Raw genomic sequence first — 17,576 nt, 5'->3', positions numbered from 1 at the left:
GTGAGGGGCTCGGACGAGGCGCAACGCGTGGTTCCGATCGCCAGGGACCCGTCGCCCCAACCCTCTCCCCGCGAGCGAGCGGGGAGAGAGGGCCAGAAGCGATTGGCCAGAGGATCGGGTTAGTACTGGTCGGCGCTGACGATTTCACCGCCGCGGGTGGTCGAGAGGGCACGGAAGGTTGGGATGGCGATGGTGTCCTTGATGAAGCGGACGCTGCCATCGGCCATGGCGGCGTTGACCCCGCCGGGGTGTTCGCTGCGGGCAAAGTTGACGCGGGGCAATTCTGTGGTGGGGCCCGTGCAGGGCGGATTGTTCTGGAACGGGTAGATGCAGTACGAATTGCTCTCGGTCACGTCGGGGTAGGTGGTGTTCGGGGGCATCAGGCCCGAGAAGACGGCGGCACTGCTCCACCAGGAGAAGCCACGGAGGTCGAAGGGGGCGTTGTACGCGCCACCTCCGGAGCCGGTGCCGACGATGACTTCCGAGACGAGCAGGGTGTTGGTGGTACCATCGTTAATGGTGTTGATGCCGTACACCCGTCTGCCGCCGGTGCCGCTGCCGGGCGCGAACAGGTCGGAGAAGGGAGCGCCCCCGAACTGGATGGGGCTGCCGGGGTAGATGGCGTTGGTGTAGGTTGCTCGCTGGTCGGTCGTCGTGTTGCCGTAGTTGACGACGTAGTTTTGCGAGGTGGTGGCGAACTTGACGCCGTTGAGCGTGGGGCCGATGCCGGTCAGGTTTTCCGCCTGGCCGTCACTGGGGCAGAGGTATGCCTTGACCCGAGTTGCAGAGACCGTGGCGTTCAACGGACCGGCGTAGCGGAACGTGGCGGTCGTGTCGAACGACCGGCCGCCGAAGTTCCAGGCGTTGTACAAGGCCTGTTGCTCGACATAGGGCAGCGTGTAGAGGATCCAGGTGCCCCAGCAGCACGAATTCGCACCGGCCGGGAAGACCTGGTGCGTGTCGTGGTAATTGTGCATCCCCAAGGCGATTTGCTTGAGGTTGTTCGTGCACTGGGCACGCCGGGCCGCCTCGCGAGCCGACTGGACGGCGGGCAGCAACAGCGCAATCAGGACGCCGATGATGGCGATGACCACCAGCAATTCAATCAGCGTGAATCCGCGACGGGAACGATGCATGGTCGATTACCTCCCAAGAACTGGGACTGTGAGATCGGACCGAGTCGACGCGACTGAACGGACTTGAAACAGTGGAGATGTACGATGGCGTTCGTGAGGTCTTCGGCCGGCGCGATCGGCCCAGAGCGAGCGATGCGCCGCGACCCGCACGGACGATGAGGAACGACGGGAGGCCACCCCGGATCAGGCCGTCAGCTTCCCCCACCTCCCTTGTTCAGGGTGAATTCGAACTGGTTCCTGCCACCGGCGGTGACATTGGCCTCCAGAACCGTGTTTCCGCTGTATTGCGCGGGAATCGATTCCTCGGCTGGAACCGGGGGCATGCCAGGCCCGAACTCATCAAGGCTTTCCACGGGCTTTTCCTCGGAGCCCTCTCCAGAGGAGATGACGACCTTGTACTTGCCGGGAACAAGACCTTGAGCGCGGGGGATCGAATACGATCCATCGACGATGGTCGTTCCGCCCTGAGTCGGAATATCTGGATCGACAGGCACGAAGGTGATGATGCCTGTATCCAGCATGGCGCCATTCAGGGTGACCGATCCCGAAATTGCCTCGCGGGGCAGATTGTCTCCGCCACCGCAACCGATCGCGTTGACGCTGAGGAGCGTCAGGATCGCCAGGGCTGACCTGGTTCGCGCGTTCATGCGCATGCGTGATTTCCCTCTTCGTGTTGATCAAAGACGAGAGGTCAGAACCTCAATCCCACGGGCCAGATCGGCCCCAAGGGGAACTGGTTGATCACGAGTGGGTTTTCGAGCGTCCTCAAACAGATTTCGATCTGTGCCGTCACGTTATCATGCGCTCTCCAGTGGAACAAGATATTCCTTAACTCTCCAACCTTTTTTTTTCAAAGTGATTCGGACGGGTTAGGGAAGCTTGAATGCGGATTCCTGGAACTGCCTGCGCGTGAACGGTTGCCGAGATGCAGGCAGGTCATGGATTGAGTGGTTCCTGATCGTCCGAGAGGGGAAAAAGTGCTGCGCGTTTCGTTCGCAGGGGAGGAACGCCAAGTGCTTGTCATGTGGTTTGTTCGCGATGTGCAACCAGGGCGGGATCTCATTGATGGTTGAATGCTCTATTGAGGAGCAAAGGGAAGGGTCTTCTTCCTTTGCGTCTCTGGTTTTTGTCGTGGGTTGCCTCCTGGTTCTGGTGGGGCTGTTCGCCGGGGTTGCGCTCGGCCCTGTGGATTGAAGGGTTGGCGGAGGCGGATGGGATCGCAGGGGCGGGTGTGCTTGACCATGGTGACGACCGGCCGCTAAGATGACGCGATGACAAAGGGGGCATCCCCTTCGTTGCGTGTTGCGTTGCCGATCCCGAGATCGCCCCGGCTTCGGGGCCGAGCGTGCCGAGCGACCATGAAGACCGAGCCCCAACCTCGCCACCATCACGAGGGCGAGCCGCCCCCCGAGTCGTTGATTCACCACGACGAGCCGACGATGCTCGAACAGTGGATCCGTCGGATGATCCAGAAAGGGCCGGCGTTCTGGGCAGGGGTGGTCCTGATCCTCGCCGGGCTGGTGGGCGGCGTCTGGATCGCCTATCGCGTCGGCGGGCCGAACCGGACGGCCGTGGCGGCCTGGAACGAGCTGGCCTCGATCAGCGTGGCCCCCTCGGCGGCGGCATCGTTCGGCGCCGATCCCAACGCGGGCTTGCCCGAACGGCTCAAGGGGATTGCCGAAACCCATCCCGACACCGCCGCCGCCCATTGGGCCCGGCTGCGGGCCGCCTCGCTGTTGCTCAACGAAGGTTCGGCCGAACTGGCGACCTCGCGGCGATCGGCAGGGATGGGCAAGGTGGTCGAGGCCGACGACCTGTTTAACCAGGTTTATCAAGACGTCGAAACAGGAAACGACGCCCTGAAACGCCTGGCCGCGCTTGGTCGAGCCCGATCGGCCGAGGCCCGCATGGGGCTGAACGCCGACGATACCGACCACGCCAAGCTCGACGATGTGCTGGCGCTGTATGAGTCGGTCATCGAGGAGTTCCCCGAGACCCCCGAGGCGGCGCAGGCCGCCAAGACGTTGAAACGCCTGCGTCGGAGCGACAGCATCGCCTTCTACGAGGCGCTTTCGGCCTATGAGCCGAGCGCCTCGGCTGGCGGAGCCTCGGGGCTGGACCTGCCGGGCTTGAACCTCGCTCCTGGGGCATCGAGCCCGCTGGAAGGGTTGTTTGGTCTGCCTCCCGGCGGCGGCAGTCCCGGTGGCTTGCCGGGTGGCTCGATTCCAGGGCTCGAAGGGCTGAATCTGGCTCCCTCGACCGACCTGAGCACGCCCTCCGAGACGCCGGATGCCCCCGACATGCCCGCTCCGGTAGGCCTGCCGGAACTGCCTCCGGCGACCACCGAGGAACCGGCTGACGATGTGCCTGTGGTCCCGGCCCCCGAGCCGAGCGAGACGCCGGCTCCGGCTCCAAGCGAGACGCCGGCCCCAGAAGCCCCTCGCGTGCCCGATGATCCGTTCGGGACGCCGGCCCCTGCCCCGCCGGAGCCCGTCGATCCCGAACCGGCTCCCGCGACTCCGGAACCGGCGCCGGAGACCCCGGCCCCAAGCGGCGAATTACCGGACGAAGTGTTCCCGTCAAGGGGCCCGAACTGATCGGATCGGCGAAGGGCTTAGTGAACCGCCCGCTCCCGAGATCGGTGCGAAACTGATGGCCGCCACTCGAACCCTTGACACGCTGGCTTCGCTGTACGAGGAGGATGAAACGGCCTGGCTCGACCTGATGGCCGAACTGGCACGTGAGGGGCGGGTCGAGGAGTTCGACCTGGCCCATCTCGTGGAGTTCCTCTCGGACATGGCCCGACGCGATCGCCGCGAGGTGGAGAGCCGCCTGGTGGTTCTCCTCCTGCACCTGCTGAAGTGGGAGTTTCAGCCCGATCACCGCTCCCGGAGCTGGCGGGTCACGGTCATCGAACAGCGGCAAGAGCTGAATGCAATCGCCTCAAGAGGCGTGCTCCGTTCTCATGCGGAGGAGACGCTTCCGGCGGTCTACGAGCGGGCCGTCGAGCGGGCCGCCGCGGAGACGGATTTGCCGGTCGACCGTTTCCCGAGCGACTGCCCGTATACGCTGGAGCAACTGCTCACGATGGTCTTGCCCGAGGCCGGTCCTGAAGCCCGGTCGTGAGTGACCCTGGCCGATGAACCGCATGATCGAACTGCACGACTCGACCGTCGAGGGCCTGGAACGGGTCGGTCCTGCAATTGTGGTCCGGTTGAGACCGGCGTACGTGCACCAATCAGAGGGAAGACCCGGCTTCGACTCGGGGACGGGATGGGGCCAGGCGGTTGACCTGATCCTCCGGGAGGCGACCGTGGAATCGCTGCCAACGCGGTTCCCGATGATCCTGGCGGATGGGGCCTTCTCAATCGACGGGTCGCGGTGGGAGAATCAAATCCCGATCCCACTCGAGGTCCATCACGTACCGGTCGTGTTCTCGGTCGTGACCGAAGCGTCGGAGGCACTGATTCTCCGAGGTGAAGGGGCGTCGGTCGTTCTCCGGGGCGATCCCCGCTTTGTCGAGTTGGTTCCGTGATGGACGGCGGTTGATCGTCGTTGGTGGTTTGTTCCTCCACTCATCTGAACACCTCATGATCGCTTCGGCCCGCGCGATCGAACGGACCCACCTTTCATGCCTCGTGAGCGATCGCTGTCAGACGAACCGACCGAGTTCACGATCCGGGCCCGGTCGGAGGCGAAGCGGATCGATCATTATTTGCATAGTCGCTTTCCGGACTATTCCAGGAGTGTCTTTCAGAAGGTGATCGACGCGGGAGCGGTCCTGGTAAACGACCAGGCGGTGAAGGCGTCGTACAAGGTGCAACTGGGGGACCGGGTGCGGGTCTGGCTGCCGGTGCTCGACCATGACGTGCCGCAGGCGGAAGATATTCCGCTGAAGTTTATCTATGAAGATGACACGATGGCGGTGGTGGACAAGGCGCCGAACATGGTGGTGCATCCGGCAAAGGGGAACTGGTCGGGGACCTTGGTCAATGCGTTGCAGCATCATCTCGATCAGTTGTCGAGCGTTTCGGGAGAGTTGCGGCCGGGGATCGTGCATCGGCTCGACCGGGATACGTCGGGTCTGATCCTCATTGCCAAGGCGGATCGGTCGCATACGCACCTGGCGAAGCAGTTTGAAGACCGGACGATCCGGAAGCAATATCTGGCGATCGTGTCGGGATCGCCGGAACGAGACAGTGATTATATCGACAAGCTGATCGGTCATCATCCGACGCATCGAGAGAAGATGGCGATTCGAAGGCCGGAGGACGGCGGCAAGGTCGCCCGGACCTTTTACAAGGTGCTGGAGCGTTTTCGTGGATATGCGTTGATTTTGTGCGAGCCGAAGACGGGCCGGACGCATCAGATTCGGGTGCATCTGACACACATCGGTTGCCCGATCGTGGCCGACAAGCTGTATTCGGGGCGCGACAAGCTGACGATGGGGGATCTGATCGGTCCCGAGGCTCCCGACGCGGATCGGGTCTTGATTGCTCGGCAGGCGTTGCATGCGCATCGGCTCTCGTTGATTCATCCGAAGACGGACGAGCCGATGGAGTTGGTTTCGCCGGTGCCGGAGGATATGCAAACGGTCCTGCAAGCGTTGCGGGAGCATCGAGCAATCGGTTGAGAACGGCAGAGATGAGGGTTCTGGATCGTGGCGAGGGTGGCGAACGGGCGTTATGATCGCCGAATGCTCCTTCCCCTGGAAGGAGGATTGGCCTTGGATTTCGCAAACGGGCGCCAAAGGAGCGATTGATCGATGACTCTCCGCATGAGCAGATGGTTTGCCGCCGTGGTGGCGTTGGGGATGGGCTCGGCGATGCCGGCCCTCGCCGAAGTGACGCCGAATCCGATCTTCTCGGACGGCATGGTGCTGCAACAAGGCGCCACGGTGCCGATCTGGGGGACCGCCGACCCCGGAGCCGAGGTGACGGTGCGCTTCCGGGATCAGGAAGCGACCGCGACCGCCGGCGACGACGGGAAGTGGATGGCCTCCTTGCACGATCTCGCCGTGGGAGGCAACGGCGACACCCTGACGATTGCCAGTGGTGACGACTCGGTGACGATCAACGACGTGCTCGTCGGTGAGGTCTGGGTCTGCTCCGGGCAGTCGAACATGCAGTGGTCGGTGACGCAGAGTGCCAACCCGGATGAGGTAATTGCCGGGTCGGCCGACCCCATGCTCCGCCTGCTGACGGTGCCTCGGGTGGGAACAGCTGAGCCGCAGGACACGGTCGACATTTCCTGGTCGGCCTCGGGACCGGAGACGATTCCCGGCTTCTCGGCGGTGGCGTACCACTTCGGCAAGATGCTTCGCAAGGAGTTGGGAGTGCCGGTCGGCCTGATCAGCACGAACTACGGCGGCACCCCGGCCGAAGCCTGGACCGACTCGGCCGCGATGGCCGCTCACCCGTATCTCAAGGGAATTCTCGACCGACCGCTGAACGAGCGAGAATCGCACCGTCCGGGCTGGCTCTACAACGCGATGATTCACCCGATCGTCCCTTACGGCATTGCCGGGGCGATCTGGTATCAGGGGGAATCGAACGCCGGTCGGGCCTTTGAGTATCGCACCCTGTTCCCGGCGATGATCGAGAACTGGCGAGACGCGTTCGGTCAGGGAGACTTCCCGTTCCTGCTCGTGCAGCTCGCGCCGTTCAAAAAGATCCGGACCGAGCCCGGCCCGAGCGATTGGGCCGAGCTGCGCGAGGCCCAGCTGCTGGCCACCCAGGTTCTGCGCAACGTGGCGATGGCCGTCATCACCGACGTGGGAGAGGAAGACGACATCCATCCGAAGGCCAAGGAGCCGGTTGGTCAGCGGCTGGCGTTGGCGGCGCTGGCGCTCGAGTATGGGAAAGACATCCCCTACTCCGGTCCGACCCTGCGTTCGGCCCGCTTCGCCAACGGCAAGGCGACGCTGACGTTTGACCACACCCAGGGTGGCCTCGTCGCCAAGGACGGGTCGTTGACCGGCTTCACGATTGCCGGCGAGGATCAGAAGTTCGTGAACGCTCAGGCTGAGATTGTGGACGAGGAAACGATCGTCGTGTCCAGCCCCGAGGTCGAGCATCCGGTCGCCGTTCGGTTCGGTTGGGACGATTACCCGGTGGTGAACCTCTGGAACGGCGCGGACTTGCCCGCGACCCCCTTCCGGACCGATTCGTGGCCGGGGATCACCGTTCGATAAGGAACGGATTGAAACGCTCGGCACTGCGGTGCAACGGCGGATCGAGGCCCTCGGGTCCCGATCCGCTGGATGGGGGGCCAGTGAGGCTACCCATCAGGTGATTTTGATGATGTATGTTCCTGTGTGTGAGTGTCTGGCGTGGGAATGCCAGGTGATTCCGCTTACTTCAATCGCCACCAGGTTGCGACGGGCGGATTGGGGTCTGGAAGGTGGGCGAGCAGGTCGCGGCGGAATCGAGCCGCGTCGACGGGGTAGCCGGCCGAGGGCTTGAGGCCGGGGACTCGGGCTGTCCAGTAGGCGTTGAAACTGGCCATCCAGTATTCCCGGATGAGTTTGCTAAGGATTGAGGCGATCGAGACGAGGGCGTCGTCGGCATCGGCGCGAGGAAGAAGATCGAGGGTGAGGGATCGGGGAGGTGTGCCTGTCTCGGCACTTGAGCAAATTTTGTAGCGGCTGAGCGCGGGGCCTTCGGGGCCGGGAAGGATTGAGACGGAGAACGGAGGAAGGCACGATCGGATCAGGTCGGCGTAAAAGTGCCGACCGCCGTGCTTGTCGGATCGGACGAAGGTGGGAGTGCCGTCGGCGGCGAGGTCCCAGGCCCAGCCGAGCAACTCGGCGAAGGCGGAGAAGTGGACGAGGGCTTTCGAGCCGGTGCGGGCCAGCGTCTGGTTGAACCGAGACGGACCAATGACCACGCTGCGGAGGGCGACGATCCGCCAGCGAGCGGAGTCGAAGGGGCGGAGCCGGATCGTCTCGGCCACGCGAGCGGCGGAGGACGGGTGAGGGACGGGGCAATCCGTCCCGATCGGGAGCCAGGGGAAGACCTCGCCGTCACGGTCGGGATCGACGCCGAGGGTGGCGAGGAACGCTCGGAACCCGTCGGGGAGCGGAAGCTGGGCGGCGTCGAGGGCCGCGAAAGCGGCGGCGTCGAGCCGGTCGAGGCCGGCACCCTGGCGATAGAGGCGCTTGGAATCGTCGATCCAGAGGCGAGCGTCGCGGACTCCCGACCGGCAGACGGTGTCGGGGCAGTCGAGCCAGGGATCGGGGCGAGTGTCGTCGGGCCCCTCGGCGATGACGGCGGTCATCACCAGGGGGCCGAGGTTCGGGCCGTATCCGGCTTCGTCGATGCCGATCCAGCGCATGGGCAAGAGCAAGGCTCGATGGACAACACGCAGGGCCAACGGGGCGGAACGGGCCCGTTATGCGGCCGGAGCGGAGGAGGGTTCGTCGACGCGAGCAGGCCGGGCGACGGCGGGAAGCTCGCCGTCGGAGTCGGGCTCGGGGGTGGCGGGGGTGCTGTCGGCCGAGGCCCAGGAGCCGGTGGGAGGGCGCCCTTGAATCTCACCGGCGAGGGAGGAGTAATCGGCCGCTCCTCGGCTCGACGGAGCATACTGGAAGATGGACTGGCCGAAGCTGGGGCACTCGGCCAGTCGAATGTTGCGGCGGATGCGGGATTTGAAAATCTGAGCATCCGACCAGGGAGAGTTGGCCTGGCGGCGCGCCTCGAAGAAGCGTTCGAGGTCGTCGATCACCTCGGCGCCGAGGCGGGTGCCGGAGTCGTACAGGCAGAGGACGACGCCGGAAACGCGCAGGTCGCGGTTCACGCGCTTCGAGACGAGGTGGATCGTTTCCAGAAGTTTCGAGAGCCCGTGCAGGGCCAGGAAGTGCGCCTGCAAGGGGATGAACACTTCTTGGGCGGCACAGAGGGCGTTGAGGGTGAGGATGCCGAGCGAGGGGGGACAGTCCATGAGGACGAAGTCGTAGGGGGCGTCGTCGGCCTCGTCGGCGGCCAGCAGGTCGCGGAGGATGACCTCGCGGCCGACGGTGCCGATCAGTTCGACCTCGGCGGCGGCCAGGTCGATATGGCTGCCGCAGATGAACAGGTTGTCGGCGACCTGGCGGCGAACGTCCTTCAGGGGGAGCCCCTGTGTCAATACGTCGTAAAGAGATGGCCCCGATCGGCCGGGCATCAGGCCGAGATGCAACGTGGCATGGGCCTGAGGGTCGAGGTCGAGCACCAAGGTCCGGTGCCCTTCGTTGGCGAGGGCGGCGGCGAGGTTCACGGTCGTGGTCGTTTTGCCCACGCCCCCCTTCTGGTTCAAGACCGCGATCCGGCGCGTCATCGGGTTCCCTCCCTGGTCGCGGATGGTGGGGTCAGTTCGCGTTCAGCTTCGATCGAGTTCGGGTCCGTCCGTCTCCTTGGAACAATGCGCGATCACGCAACGCCCCAGTGTTGACCGAAGTCTAACCGGAGAGTCCCGACGCGCAAACCCGAGAACCGGGCGGCGACGGGAGTCTCGCAAACCGCTTGGGCAAGACAAGAGTGGCCAGGGTCGATCAGGCCGACTCAAGGATGCTGAGCGAGGTTTCGGTGACGATGTTCTTGACGCGGTCGCGGAAGGTGTGCATGTGGGGGGCGTCGAGGTGGGCCTTGAGGTGATCGAGGCTTTCCCACTTCTCGACAACGGTGACGACATCGGGCCGGAAGGGGATCTGAGCGGCGATGTCGGTTTTGGCATCGACGGCGGTGCCGTATTCGATGCAACCGTCCTCGGCGCGGACGGGTTCGAGAATCTTGGCGAACTCGGTGAGCAGGTCGGCGCGTCGTCCGGGGTGGGTGGTGATGGTGGCAATGACGTGGATCATGGGGGGCTCCCGGCCGCGGCCTCGGATGGGGTGGTCGTGTTGTCGTGTTTTGACGTGTCTCGTCCGGTCAATCGTGGGCTCAGTCTAACAGCCCGAGTCGAGGGAGTCAGCCTTGAAGTGCCACAGGGGCCAGGGAGTCGGAACGGAGCAAGCCGATCACGCTCGTTCTGCGGGGAAATCCCAAGAGACGGGGACGACGCCATCGGCCGCACGGGGCCGTTGACCTTAAGGATCAAGGGGACAATTCGGCCTGATTGGAACGCGAGATCCGCAAGTGTCGTGATGACTTTTTTCAAGAGCTCGCGGCGGTGGCGTGTTGACACTGAGTGAAGATCGTGGGAAGTTAAACACCGTTCGAACCGGACCGTTGAGAGAACACCTTTGTGGGATCTCGAAACGCGATTCTGTTTAAAGAACCGGAATGGTTTCTGGCCATTCTGCCTCGTCCAAAGTTTCTCATCCCGTGCATTTCTCTCCAAATGCACCTTGCCTGCCTGAAAACGTATTAACGAATCCGCTTCGTTGTGCGTTTGCATGAATGTTTGCTCCTCGTCATCGCGTGATTTTAGATCGCGCGGTGAGTTCATGCGTTGGCATGTTTTCGTCAAATCCCTTCCCTTCACGGAGCAAAGTCCAGATGGAACGATCTCGACCGTTCACTTCTGAGAACCTGGGCAGCCGACGTGGTTTCACGTTGATCGAGCTGCTGGTGGTGATCGCTATTATTGGTGTTTTGATCGCGCTGTTGTTGCCGGCGGTCCAGAGCGCGCGAGAAGCGGCTCGTCGGGCCCAGTGCACGAACAACATGAAGCAGATCGGTCTGGCGATTCATAATTACGAGAGCGCCAACGGGTCGATGCCGCCGGTGAAGCTGGCCTCGGGAAGCTGCAACGCGCCGAACCGGATTCCGGGTTATCCGAACGGGTCGGTGCTGAACACGACCGGCTTCACGATGATCCTGAACTTCCTGGAACAGCAACCGCTATACGATGCCTACAACTTCGGCCAGGCGTCGAGCAACGCGGCCTGGCGGAACGGAAACACGAACCTGATCGGCAGCCACTGGGTGAACACGACCGTCGTCGGCTCGCTGGTTTCGGCCTACGCCTGCCCGTCGGACATTCCGCCCGAGCGGGTCAATCGGGACAGCACGGGGACCGGCCCGTATGCGATGGCCGAGGGGATGCGCAGCAATTACGTGATGATGTCGAGCCGGTTCACCGAATACGATTGCCCGGCCTTCGCCGCTCCGGTGAAGCGAGACCAGGGGATGTTCTTCACGGACCTGGCGGTCAAGTTCAGCGAAGTTCGCGACGGTCTGAGCAACACGGTGATGATCGGCGAGTCGCCGCAGATCAAGTGGAGCTGGGACGCCAATCGCTACTTCGGCCCCTACTGGGGAGCTGGCGCCCACACGTCGAGCCACGGCACGGTCTACCCGCCGACGCACACCTGGGTCTGGTCGAGCACCCCGAACGCCCCGTGGCGGGACGATCGTTTCCCACCGAACAACGAACGCACGATTTACGCCTGGCGAATCGGGAGCTTCCATCCGGGTGGAGTGAACATGACCTTTGGTGACGGCAGCGTCCGGTTCATCAAGGATACGATCAACCCGTATGTGTGGTGGTCATTGCAGACGATTCAGGGTGGTGAAGTCATTTCGGCCGATCAATTCTGAGCCTATTCTCACGCTTCGGCCGGTTCGTGCCCCAGGGGCCGACCGGCCGAAGTGGATCTTGCGTTGAGGCTCAACAGGAGAGAACTCTCCCTCTAGGGATACACCTGCGATGACGATCAGGATGCTTTTCTCGGTGGCGGTCGGCGCCGCCTTGCTGGTTTCGGCAGGGTGCGGTTCCGGCCCGAAGCTCGTTCCGGTTTCCGGAATTGTGACCCTCAATGGTGAACCGCTGGAAGGGGCGGAGCTGACCTTCATTCCCGACCCGAATAATGCCGAGGTGACTCCCGGAGGCGACCAGACCGGGCCGGAAGGCAATTACAAGGCGATGTACAATTATCGCTCCGGTCTTGCTGCAGGGAAGTACACGGTACTGATCAGCAAGAAAGCAAGCACCGGTGAAGGAGCGGAAGACGCTCCTCCGGAGATCATGGGAGACCCGACCATGGCCGCCATGGCGGGCTACATGGAAGAAACCTTGCCTGAGAAATACTCGGACCCGTTGAAGAGTGACTTCACCATCGAAGTGCCACCCGAAGGCGGGGTGTTCGAATTCGACGTGAAGGGTGACTCGGAGTCGTGAGCGTGTCTCTGGGCGTTCGAATCCTCGCGCGACTCGACGAGGCCACGTCACCTTCACCCTTGACATCGGCATGCCGATTCTTCGCCATTTCGGGAGATGACTCAACACCCATGCGACTCCGAATCTTGACCGCGCTTGGCGCGGTTGCGTTTCTTGCCGGTTGTTCGGCAGAACCCTCGACGACGCCGACCACGTTCGTTCCGGTCAGTGGAACGGTGACGGTGGATGGCGAGCCCCTTGCCGGGGCGGTGATTACCTTCTTGCAGACCGACGAGAAGGGGACAACCGCGAATGGGGAGACCGACGAGGAAGGGAGCTACACGCTTCAAGCGATGATGCAGCGGGGGATCGCTCCCGGGCGGTATCAGGTCGGCATCAGTTACCTGATGCCGCCGTCGGGTAAGCCGGTCGGGCTGTCGGCCCGATCGAGTCTGGCCCCGGTGGCGGATCTGGCGGTGGCCGAGGAACTGGTGCCGCCGAGGTACAGCGACCTCGGTCAGACCGAACTGACCGTGACCGTGCCCGAGGAGGGCGGAACGTTCGACTTCGATCTGGAAGGCCCCCTGCTCGATCCGCCAGCGGCTGAGGACTCGGCCGATCCCGCGGAGGAAGCGGAGGCCGCAGCGGAAGCTCCGGAACCGGAATCTTCCGAGTCGGAATCCTCGGTCGAAGAACCGGCGACGGACGACGCCTCAGCCGACGGTCGTTGACCGACGATCGGTTCGAACCGATGCAGACCAGGCCCGATTGATGGCGTGTTGGCCGTCGATCGGGTTTTCTTTTTGCGCGGGGGATTCGCACGTCGGTCCTGGGCGTCACGCTCGAGGTGATTGGTGAAGGAGTGATGAATCGGCGAGTGTGGCTCACCGGTCCCTGGTTTCCCACAAAGGGTCGTGCGAGAATGTCGCCTCGATGGATCGAAGGATGAGGACCTGGCCGGAGCGGCCGGAACCAACGTGACGCGTGGTGACGAGGGAGTCCGGACATGGGGCAGGATCGCATCGATTTCGCCGCAATGGATGGGCCGGATGCCTTGCTGGCGCCCGAGGCTTCGGTTTCGGTCGATGCGGCCGTCTGCTTCCTGGAAGGGCCGGCCGAGGATGATCGAGGGAACCTGTTTTTCAGCGATATTGCCGGCAACCGCCTCTTGCGGCGGTCTTCGGATGGTTCGCTGAGCACCTTGCGCGAGCCGAGCGGCCGGGCCAACGGCAACACGTTCGACGCCGAGGGGAGGCTTGTGACCTGCGAGGGGACCGAGCAAGGACTCGACGGTGGACGTCGGGTAGTTCGCACGGACATGACGACCGGCGCGGTCGAGGTCTTGACCGACCGATTTCAGGGGAAGCGCTACAATAGTCCGAACGACGTGGTGGTTGATCCGCTCGGTCGTATCTGGTTCACCGACCCGTACTATGGCCCTCACCGGGAGATCCTGGAGCAAGGAGCCGAGGCCGTGTATCGGATCGATCCGGACGGCTCGGTCACTCGGGTGCTGTCGCAGCCGGAGATCGAGCGGCCGAACGGCCTGGCCATCTCGCCCGATGCTCGAACCCTGTACGTGGTCGATTCGCACAGTCGGCCAGGCGGGAACCGGAAGATCTGGGCGTTCGACGTGGACGACGACGGGTTGCCGAGGAATCGTCGTCTGGTGGTCGATTTCGGCCGGGGACGCGGCGGAGACGGCATTCGGCTCGACTCTCAGGGGCATCTCTGGGTGGCCGCCGGGGTGGCTCGGCCGAGGAACGACGGGGAAACCGACGAGGTGCCGCCGGGGATCTACGTCTTCGGTCCCGATGGCGACCCGATCGGCCGGATCCCGATCGCCGAAGATCTTGTCACCAACCTGACGTTTGGAGGTCCTGAGCGAACGACCCTGTACGTCACGGCCGGCAGAACGGTTTACCGGGTGCCAGTGGCCTTGGAAGGGTATCGCCTTTGGCCGGGGGGCGCATCATGATTCCCGCCATCCCGAATCTCTGTAGCGGAGAACCAGGAGGCTGCGTCTGATGGCCGTGATCCGTCGCCTTTGGGCTTTTCGCCTTCGATGACGAGCCGGACGAAGGGAGGACGGATCGTCGCTGACCAGGTGTGGCATGCTGAATGCATCATTTCTGGGCCCGAGCGATGACGGGAGACGATCGTGAAGTCATCTCCGGGGGGGGACGGCGATCACGAAGAGGAACTTACCAAGCGGGAGGATCGGGGAGTGAATGGTGTCATCGTCGGGCAGTTCTTGCTGGGTGTGGTGGGATTGATCTTTGGGGCACGGTTCTTGGTACAGGGCGCGGCGCGACTGGCCGTGACGGTCGGTGTCTCGCCTTTGGTGATCGGTCTGACGGTGGTGGCCTTTGGCACCGGAGCGCCGGAACTGGCCGTCACGCTGCGCGCAGCCTGGTCGGGCGACCCCAGCATGGCGGACCTGGGGGTCGGGAACGTGGTCGGCAGCAATATTGCGAATGTGTTGGTGGTTCTGGGATTGTCGGCGCTGGTCACGCCGCTGGTGGTCCGATCGAGACTGGTCGGCTGGGACGTTCCGGTGATGATCGTGGCCTCGGTCGCGCTGCTGGTCCTGGGCCACGATGGCCGCCTGAGCCGGGTCGACGGGGCGATCCTCTTTGCGGGGATCCTGTTATACACGATTGCTTCGATCTACCACGGTCGTCGGGTCACGGCCCGAGAGCGGGCGGCCTTGGCAGAACTGGACGAGGTGCCCGAGCGGCCGGCGACCGGACCGGGGCAGATCGCCTTGCAGTTTTTCTTCATCGTCTTCGGCCTGTCGATTCTGGTGGTCGGGGCAGATCTCCTGGTTCAGGCGGCCACGGCGATTGCCAAGAGCCTGGGCGTGAGCGAGCTGGTGATCGGCCTGACGGTGGTGGCCATCGGCACGTCGTTGCCCGAGATGGCCACGTCGATTATCGCCGGGTTGAAGGGTGAGCGCGAGATGGCGCTGGGGAACGCAGTGGGAAGTAATATTTTTAATATTTTCGCCGTGCTCGGCGCGGCGGGACTGGCGGCGCCGGAGGGGGTTCCGGTGTCTCGGGCGGCCCTGAATTTTGACATCCCGGTGATGATTGCCGTGGCCCTGACCTGCTTGCCGGTCGTGTACACGGGGGCCCGGATTGCCCGGCGAGAGGGCTTGCTGTTTCTGGGATATTACGTGGCCTATCTGGCATACTTGTACTTAAAGCAAGGTGAGCATTCGTTGCTGGAAGAATTCAGCACGGTGATGCTGCTGTTCGTGTTGCCGCTGACGGTGCTGGCGCTGGGGGTGTCGGTGGTCTCGGCCGTTCGATCGGGACGGACGACACACGCGATCCGGTCGAGCAATCTGGGGGACCGGAGCGGCTCAAGTCAGGACAACCGCGGGACCGATGGAGGATGAGGCGGGATCGTCCAGGACGGCTCGAAGCAGGGTGAGGAACCCACGATGGCAAACGGATTGCAGCAGAGTGGCGGGGGTCAGGCGTACCTGATCCAGGTCGAGCCGGGAGGATGCTCGGAGACGCTCGCGAGCCCCTGGGATCGTGGCGAGGCCGTCCTGGTAATTGTGGATGGAGTCGGCAGCGTGCTGACCGGTGATGTCTGGCTGGAGGTTGGGCCGGGCAATCGCGTCACGGTTGAGCCGGGAGAACCGATCGCCGTGAAGGCACGTGCGGACGGACCGGTGGTGGCGGTGCTCGTCGGTCGGAACGCGACGGCGAGACGGGCAGCCTGAGGCGGTTCCCGGCTCGTCGAGCGCTCTCGCTCAGCGATTGGGGGGAGGCGGCGTGCCGGGAGGTGGGGCGTCTCGCCAGCGATCGAGCCTGCGCTGGAGCAGGCAATCGATGAAGGCGTCGTAGTCGAGCTGGGAGCGTCGGCGGCGAGGGTCCCAACGTCGGCCTTTCTCGTGGTTGCACGAGGCATGGACGAGGGCGAGGTTGCGGGGGTCGTCAGTGCCTCCTCGGCTCCGGGCGCGGATATGTTCGAGCGTCGCCCCTTCGCCGGTTTGGGCGTCGAAGGCGATCGGGCCGTTGCAGATCAGGCATTTGCCGACCCAGAGGCCGCCGCGCCGCTCGAAGGTGGAGTCGGTGCGGGCGACCTGGTCGAAGGTTCGGGCGAGGCTCATGACGGTCTGGGACCGCCCCAGTGCTCGGGGGCTCGGGAGACGCCCGACGCGGCGAGCTGCGGCTGCACGTGCTCAAGTGCCGTGCGAACCATGATGTATTCGCTAATGTTTTCGAGTGTCAGCAGGCCGATGGGTCGTCCCATTCCATCGACGACCTGAAGGCAGGGGCCTTCCCCTTCGCGGAGTCGGGCGAGGGCGGGGACGAGGGGGGAATCGAGCGTGATGGTGCCGAGGGTCGGCTGGGCGAAGTCGGCCACGCGCCCGTTTCGTCCGGCCTTGGAGAGCCCGTCCATCAGGCTTGATCGGGTGAGAACGCCGATCGGCCGGTGGCGATCGTCGTCCTCGACGACGGGAAAGTCTTGCTGCGAGCCGGCCAGCAAGAGCTCGGCGGCGTGGCCGAGCGAATCGTCGGGCGAGAGGGTCTGGTAGTCGGTGAGCATGGCGTCTCGGACAAAGGCGCCTCTCATGTTCACCCGTTCCTCGACCTGTCGGGCCTCGGCCTCGGCCCCGATCCAGACGAACAGGGCGATCAGCAGGAGAAACGGGTTGGAGATCAGGCCCAGGAAGCCGAAGGCGATGGCCAGCGATTGGCCGATGGTGGCCGCCAGCCGGGTGGCTCGGGCGTAGGGCAGGCTCATGGCGAGCAAGGCCCGCAAGACCCGTCCGCCGTCCATCGGGAAGGCAGGGATCATGTTGAAGACCACGAGAAAGATGTTGAGGAAGGCAAGCGTGCCGAAGGGATTGCTGCCCGCATCGAACAGGTTGCCGGTTGGCATGATCTCGGCGAGGTCCTTGCGCGAGAGCAAGAGGCCGCCGATCAGGACGGTGGCAATCACCACGTTCACCGCAGGCCCGGCCAGGGCGACGAGGAGTTCTTGCGAAGGTTTCTCGGGGATGCGTTGAAGCCGGGCGACGCCACCGATCGGCAGCAAGGTGATGTCGGACGTCGGCACGCCGAAGCGCCTGGCCATCAAGGCGTGGCCCAGTTCGTGCAGCACGACGCAGCCGAAGACGGCAATGACCATCAGGACGGCTGCCAGGGCGGCCCCGATGTCCTGATCGCTGATGGTATAGGCTCGCCAGCCGATGAACCCCAGCAGGATCAAGAACGTCCAGTGCACATAGAGCGGAATCCCGGCGAGCTTGCCGAGCTTGATGGACCAGGTCATGCGGATGCGAACTCCTTCGACGCGGTGACGGGCCGTCGTCGCGGCCGTCGTGCCGCGATCCGAGCG

At 64.0% G+C, this 17,576-nt stretch carries 18 protein-coding genes; 11 read left to right on the top strand and 7 right to left on the bottom strand.

What is annotated here, in order from left to right; translation table 11 throughout:
* Positions 1–119: 119 nt before the first annotated feature.
* Both GA615_RS11795 and GA615_RS11790 read right to left on the bottom strand, forming a co-directional pair.
* A complete protein-coding gene (locus GA615_RS11795) occupies positions 120–1,136 on the bottom strand; it encodes a DUF1559 family PulG-like putative transporter (protein WP_152051494.1) in 1,017 nt (338 codons plus the stop codon).
* A 191-nt stretch (positions 1,137–1,327) separates the two neighbouring features.
* Positions 1,328–1,783, bottom strand: a complete 456-nt coding sequence (locus tag GA615_RS11790; protein WP_235905362.1) for a hypothetical protein — start codon at positions 1,781–1,783, stop codon at positions 1,328–1,330.
* Between the two features lie 711 nt (positions 1,784–2,494).
* On the opposite strand from GA615_RS11790, the gene GA615_RS27425 reads away from it, so the two are divergent.
* The 5 genes from GA615_RS27425 (at position 2,495) to GA615_RS11770 (ending at position 7,329) form a co-directional block, all read left to right on the top strand.
* On the top strand, positions 2,495–3,733 hold the full coding sequence (locus GA615_RS27425) for a tetratricopeptide repeat protein (protein WP_161602293.1): 1,239 nt from the start codon (positions 2,495–2,497) through the stop codon (positions 3,731–3,733).
* Between the two features lie 55 nt (positions 3,734–3,788).
* Complete coding sequence (locus GA615_RS11785) at positions 3,789–4,262, top strand: DUF29 domain-containing protein (RefSeq protein ID WP_161602292.1); 474 nt, start codon at positions 3,789–3,791, stop codon at positions 4,260–4,262.
* Between the two features lie 13 nt (positions 4,263–4,275).
* Positions 4,276–4,671, top strand: a complete 396-nt coding sequence (locus GA615_RS11780; RefSeq protein WP_152051491.1) for a hypothetical protein — start codon at positions 4,276–4,278, stop codon at positions 4,669–4,671.
* Between the two features lie 96 nt (positions 4,672–4,767).
* Positions 4,768–5,769, top strand: coding sequence for an RluA family pseudouridine synthase (locus GA615_RS11775; protein ID WP_152051490.1), 1,002 nt, complete (start codon positions 4,768–4,770; stop codon positions 5,767–5,769).
* Positions 5,770–5,913: 144 nt separating this feature from the next.
* Positions 5,914–7,329, top strand: coding sequence for a sialate O-acetylesterase (locus GA615_RS11770; RefSeq protein ID WP_201750167.1), 1,416 nt, complete (start codon positions 5,914–5,916; stop codon positions 7,327–7,329).
* Positions 7,330–7,490: 161 nt separating this feature from the next.
* Here the strand turns inward: GA615_RS11770 and GA615_RS11765 are convergent, their stop codons facing one another.
* From GA615_RS11765 to GA615_RS11755, 3 genes are all read right to left on the bottom strand, one after another.
* The gene (locus GA615_RS11765; RefSeq protein WP_152051577.1) at positions 7,491–8,471 is read right to left on the bottom strand and encodes a hypothetical protein; all 981 of its coding nucleotides are present in this window, start codon (positions 8,469–8,471) and stop codon (positions 7,491–7,493) included.
* Positions 8,472–8,528: 57 nt separating this feature from the next.
* Positions 8,529–9,452 carry a ParA family protein gene (locus GA615_RS11760; RefSeq protein WP_152051489.1) on the bottom strand — a complete coding sequence of 308 codons (924 nt, stop codon included), beginning with the start codon at positions 9,450–9,452 and terminating at the stop codon, positions 8,529–8,531.
* A gap of 214 nt (positions 9,453–9,666) precedes the next feature.
* Complete coding sequence (locus GA615_RS11755) at positions 9,667–9,975, bottom strand: putative quinol monooxygenase (RefSeq protein WP_152051488.1); 309 nt, start codon at positions 9,973–9,975, stop codon at positions 9,667–9,669.
* 637 nt (positions 9,976–10,612) lie between these two features.
* Between GA615_RS11755 and GA615_RS11750 the strand changes: the two genes are divergently transcribed.
* The 6 genes from GA615_RS11750 to GA615_RS11725 all read left to right on the top strand — a co-directional run bounded on the left by GA615_RS11750 (position 10,613) and on the right by GA615_RS11725 (position 15,951).
* Positions 10,613–11,656, top strand: a complete 1,044-nt coding sequence (locus GA615_RS11750; protein WP_152051487.1) for a DUF1559 domain-containing protein — start codon at positions 10,613–10,615, stop codon at positions 11,654–11,656.
* Positions 11,657–11,765: 109 nt separating this feature from the next.
* A complete protein-coding gene (locus GA615_RS28150; protein ID WP_152051486.1) occupies positions 11,766–12,236 on the top strand; it encodes a carboxypeptidase regulatory-like domain-containing protein in 471 nt (156 codons plus the stop codon).
* A 110-nt stretch (positions 12,237–12,346) separates the two neighbouring features.
* Positions 12,347–12,946, top strand: coding sequence for a carboxypeptidase-like regulatory domain-containing protein (locus tag GA615_RS11740; RefSeq protein ID WP_152051485.1), 600 nt, complete (start codon positions 12,347–12,349; stop codon positions 12,944–12,946).
* A gap of 275 nt (positions 12,947–13,221) precedes the next feature.
* Complete coding sequence (locus tag GA615_RS11735; protein ID WP_152051484.1) at positions 13,222–14,193, top strand: SMP-30/gluconolactonase/LRE family protein; 972 nt, start codon at positions 13,222–13,224, stop codon at positions 14,191–14,193.
* A gap of 249 nt (positions 14,194–14,442) precedes the next feature.
* Positions 14,443–15,618, top strand: a complete 1,176-nt coding sequence (locus tag GA615_RS11730) for a calcium/sodium antiporter (RefSeq protein WP_152051483.1) — start codon at positions 14,443–14,445, stop codon at positions 15,616–15,618.
* A 45-nt stretch (positions 15,619–15,663) separates the two neighbouring features.
* Entirely contained in the window at positions 15,664–15,951 is a 288-nt protein-coding gene (locus GA615_RS11725; protein ID WP_152051482.1) for a hypothetical protein, read from the top strand.
* A gap of 30 nt (positions 15,952–15,981) precedes the next feature.
* Here GA615_RS11725 and GA615_RS11720 read toward each other — a convergent pair whose 3' ends face one another.
* Positions 15,982–16,341, bottom strand: coding sequence for an HNH endonuclease (locus GA615_RS11720; protein ID WP_152051481.1), 360 nt, complete (start codon positions 16,339–16,341; stop codon positions 15,982–15,984).
* Positions 16,338–17,510, bottom strand: coding sequence for a site-2 protease family protein (locus GA615_RS11715; protein ID WP_152051480.1), 1,173 nt, complete (start codon positions 17,508–17,510; stop codon positions 16,338–16,340). The genes GA615_RS11720 and GA615_RS11715 overlap by 4 nt, the downstream gene beginning before the upstream one ends.
* Positions 17,511–17,576: the final 66 nt, after the last annotated feature.

Source organism: Tautonia marina, assembly GCF_009177065.1.
GTDB lineage: Bacteria > Planctomycetota > Planctomycetia > Isosphaerales > Isosphaeraceae > Tautonia > Tautonia marina.
This window is presented reverse-complemented; position numbering and strand designations above follow the sequence as displayed.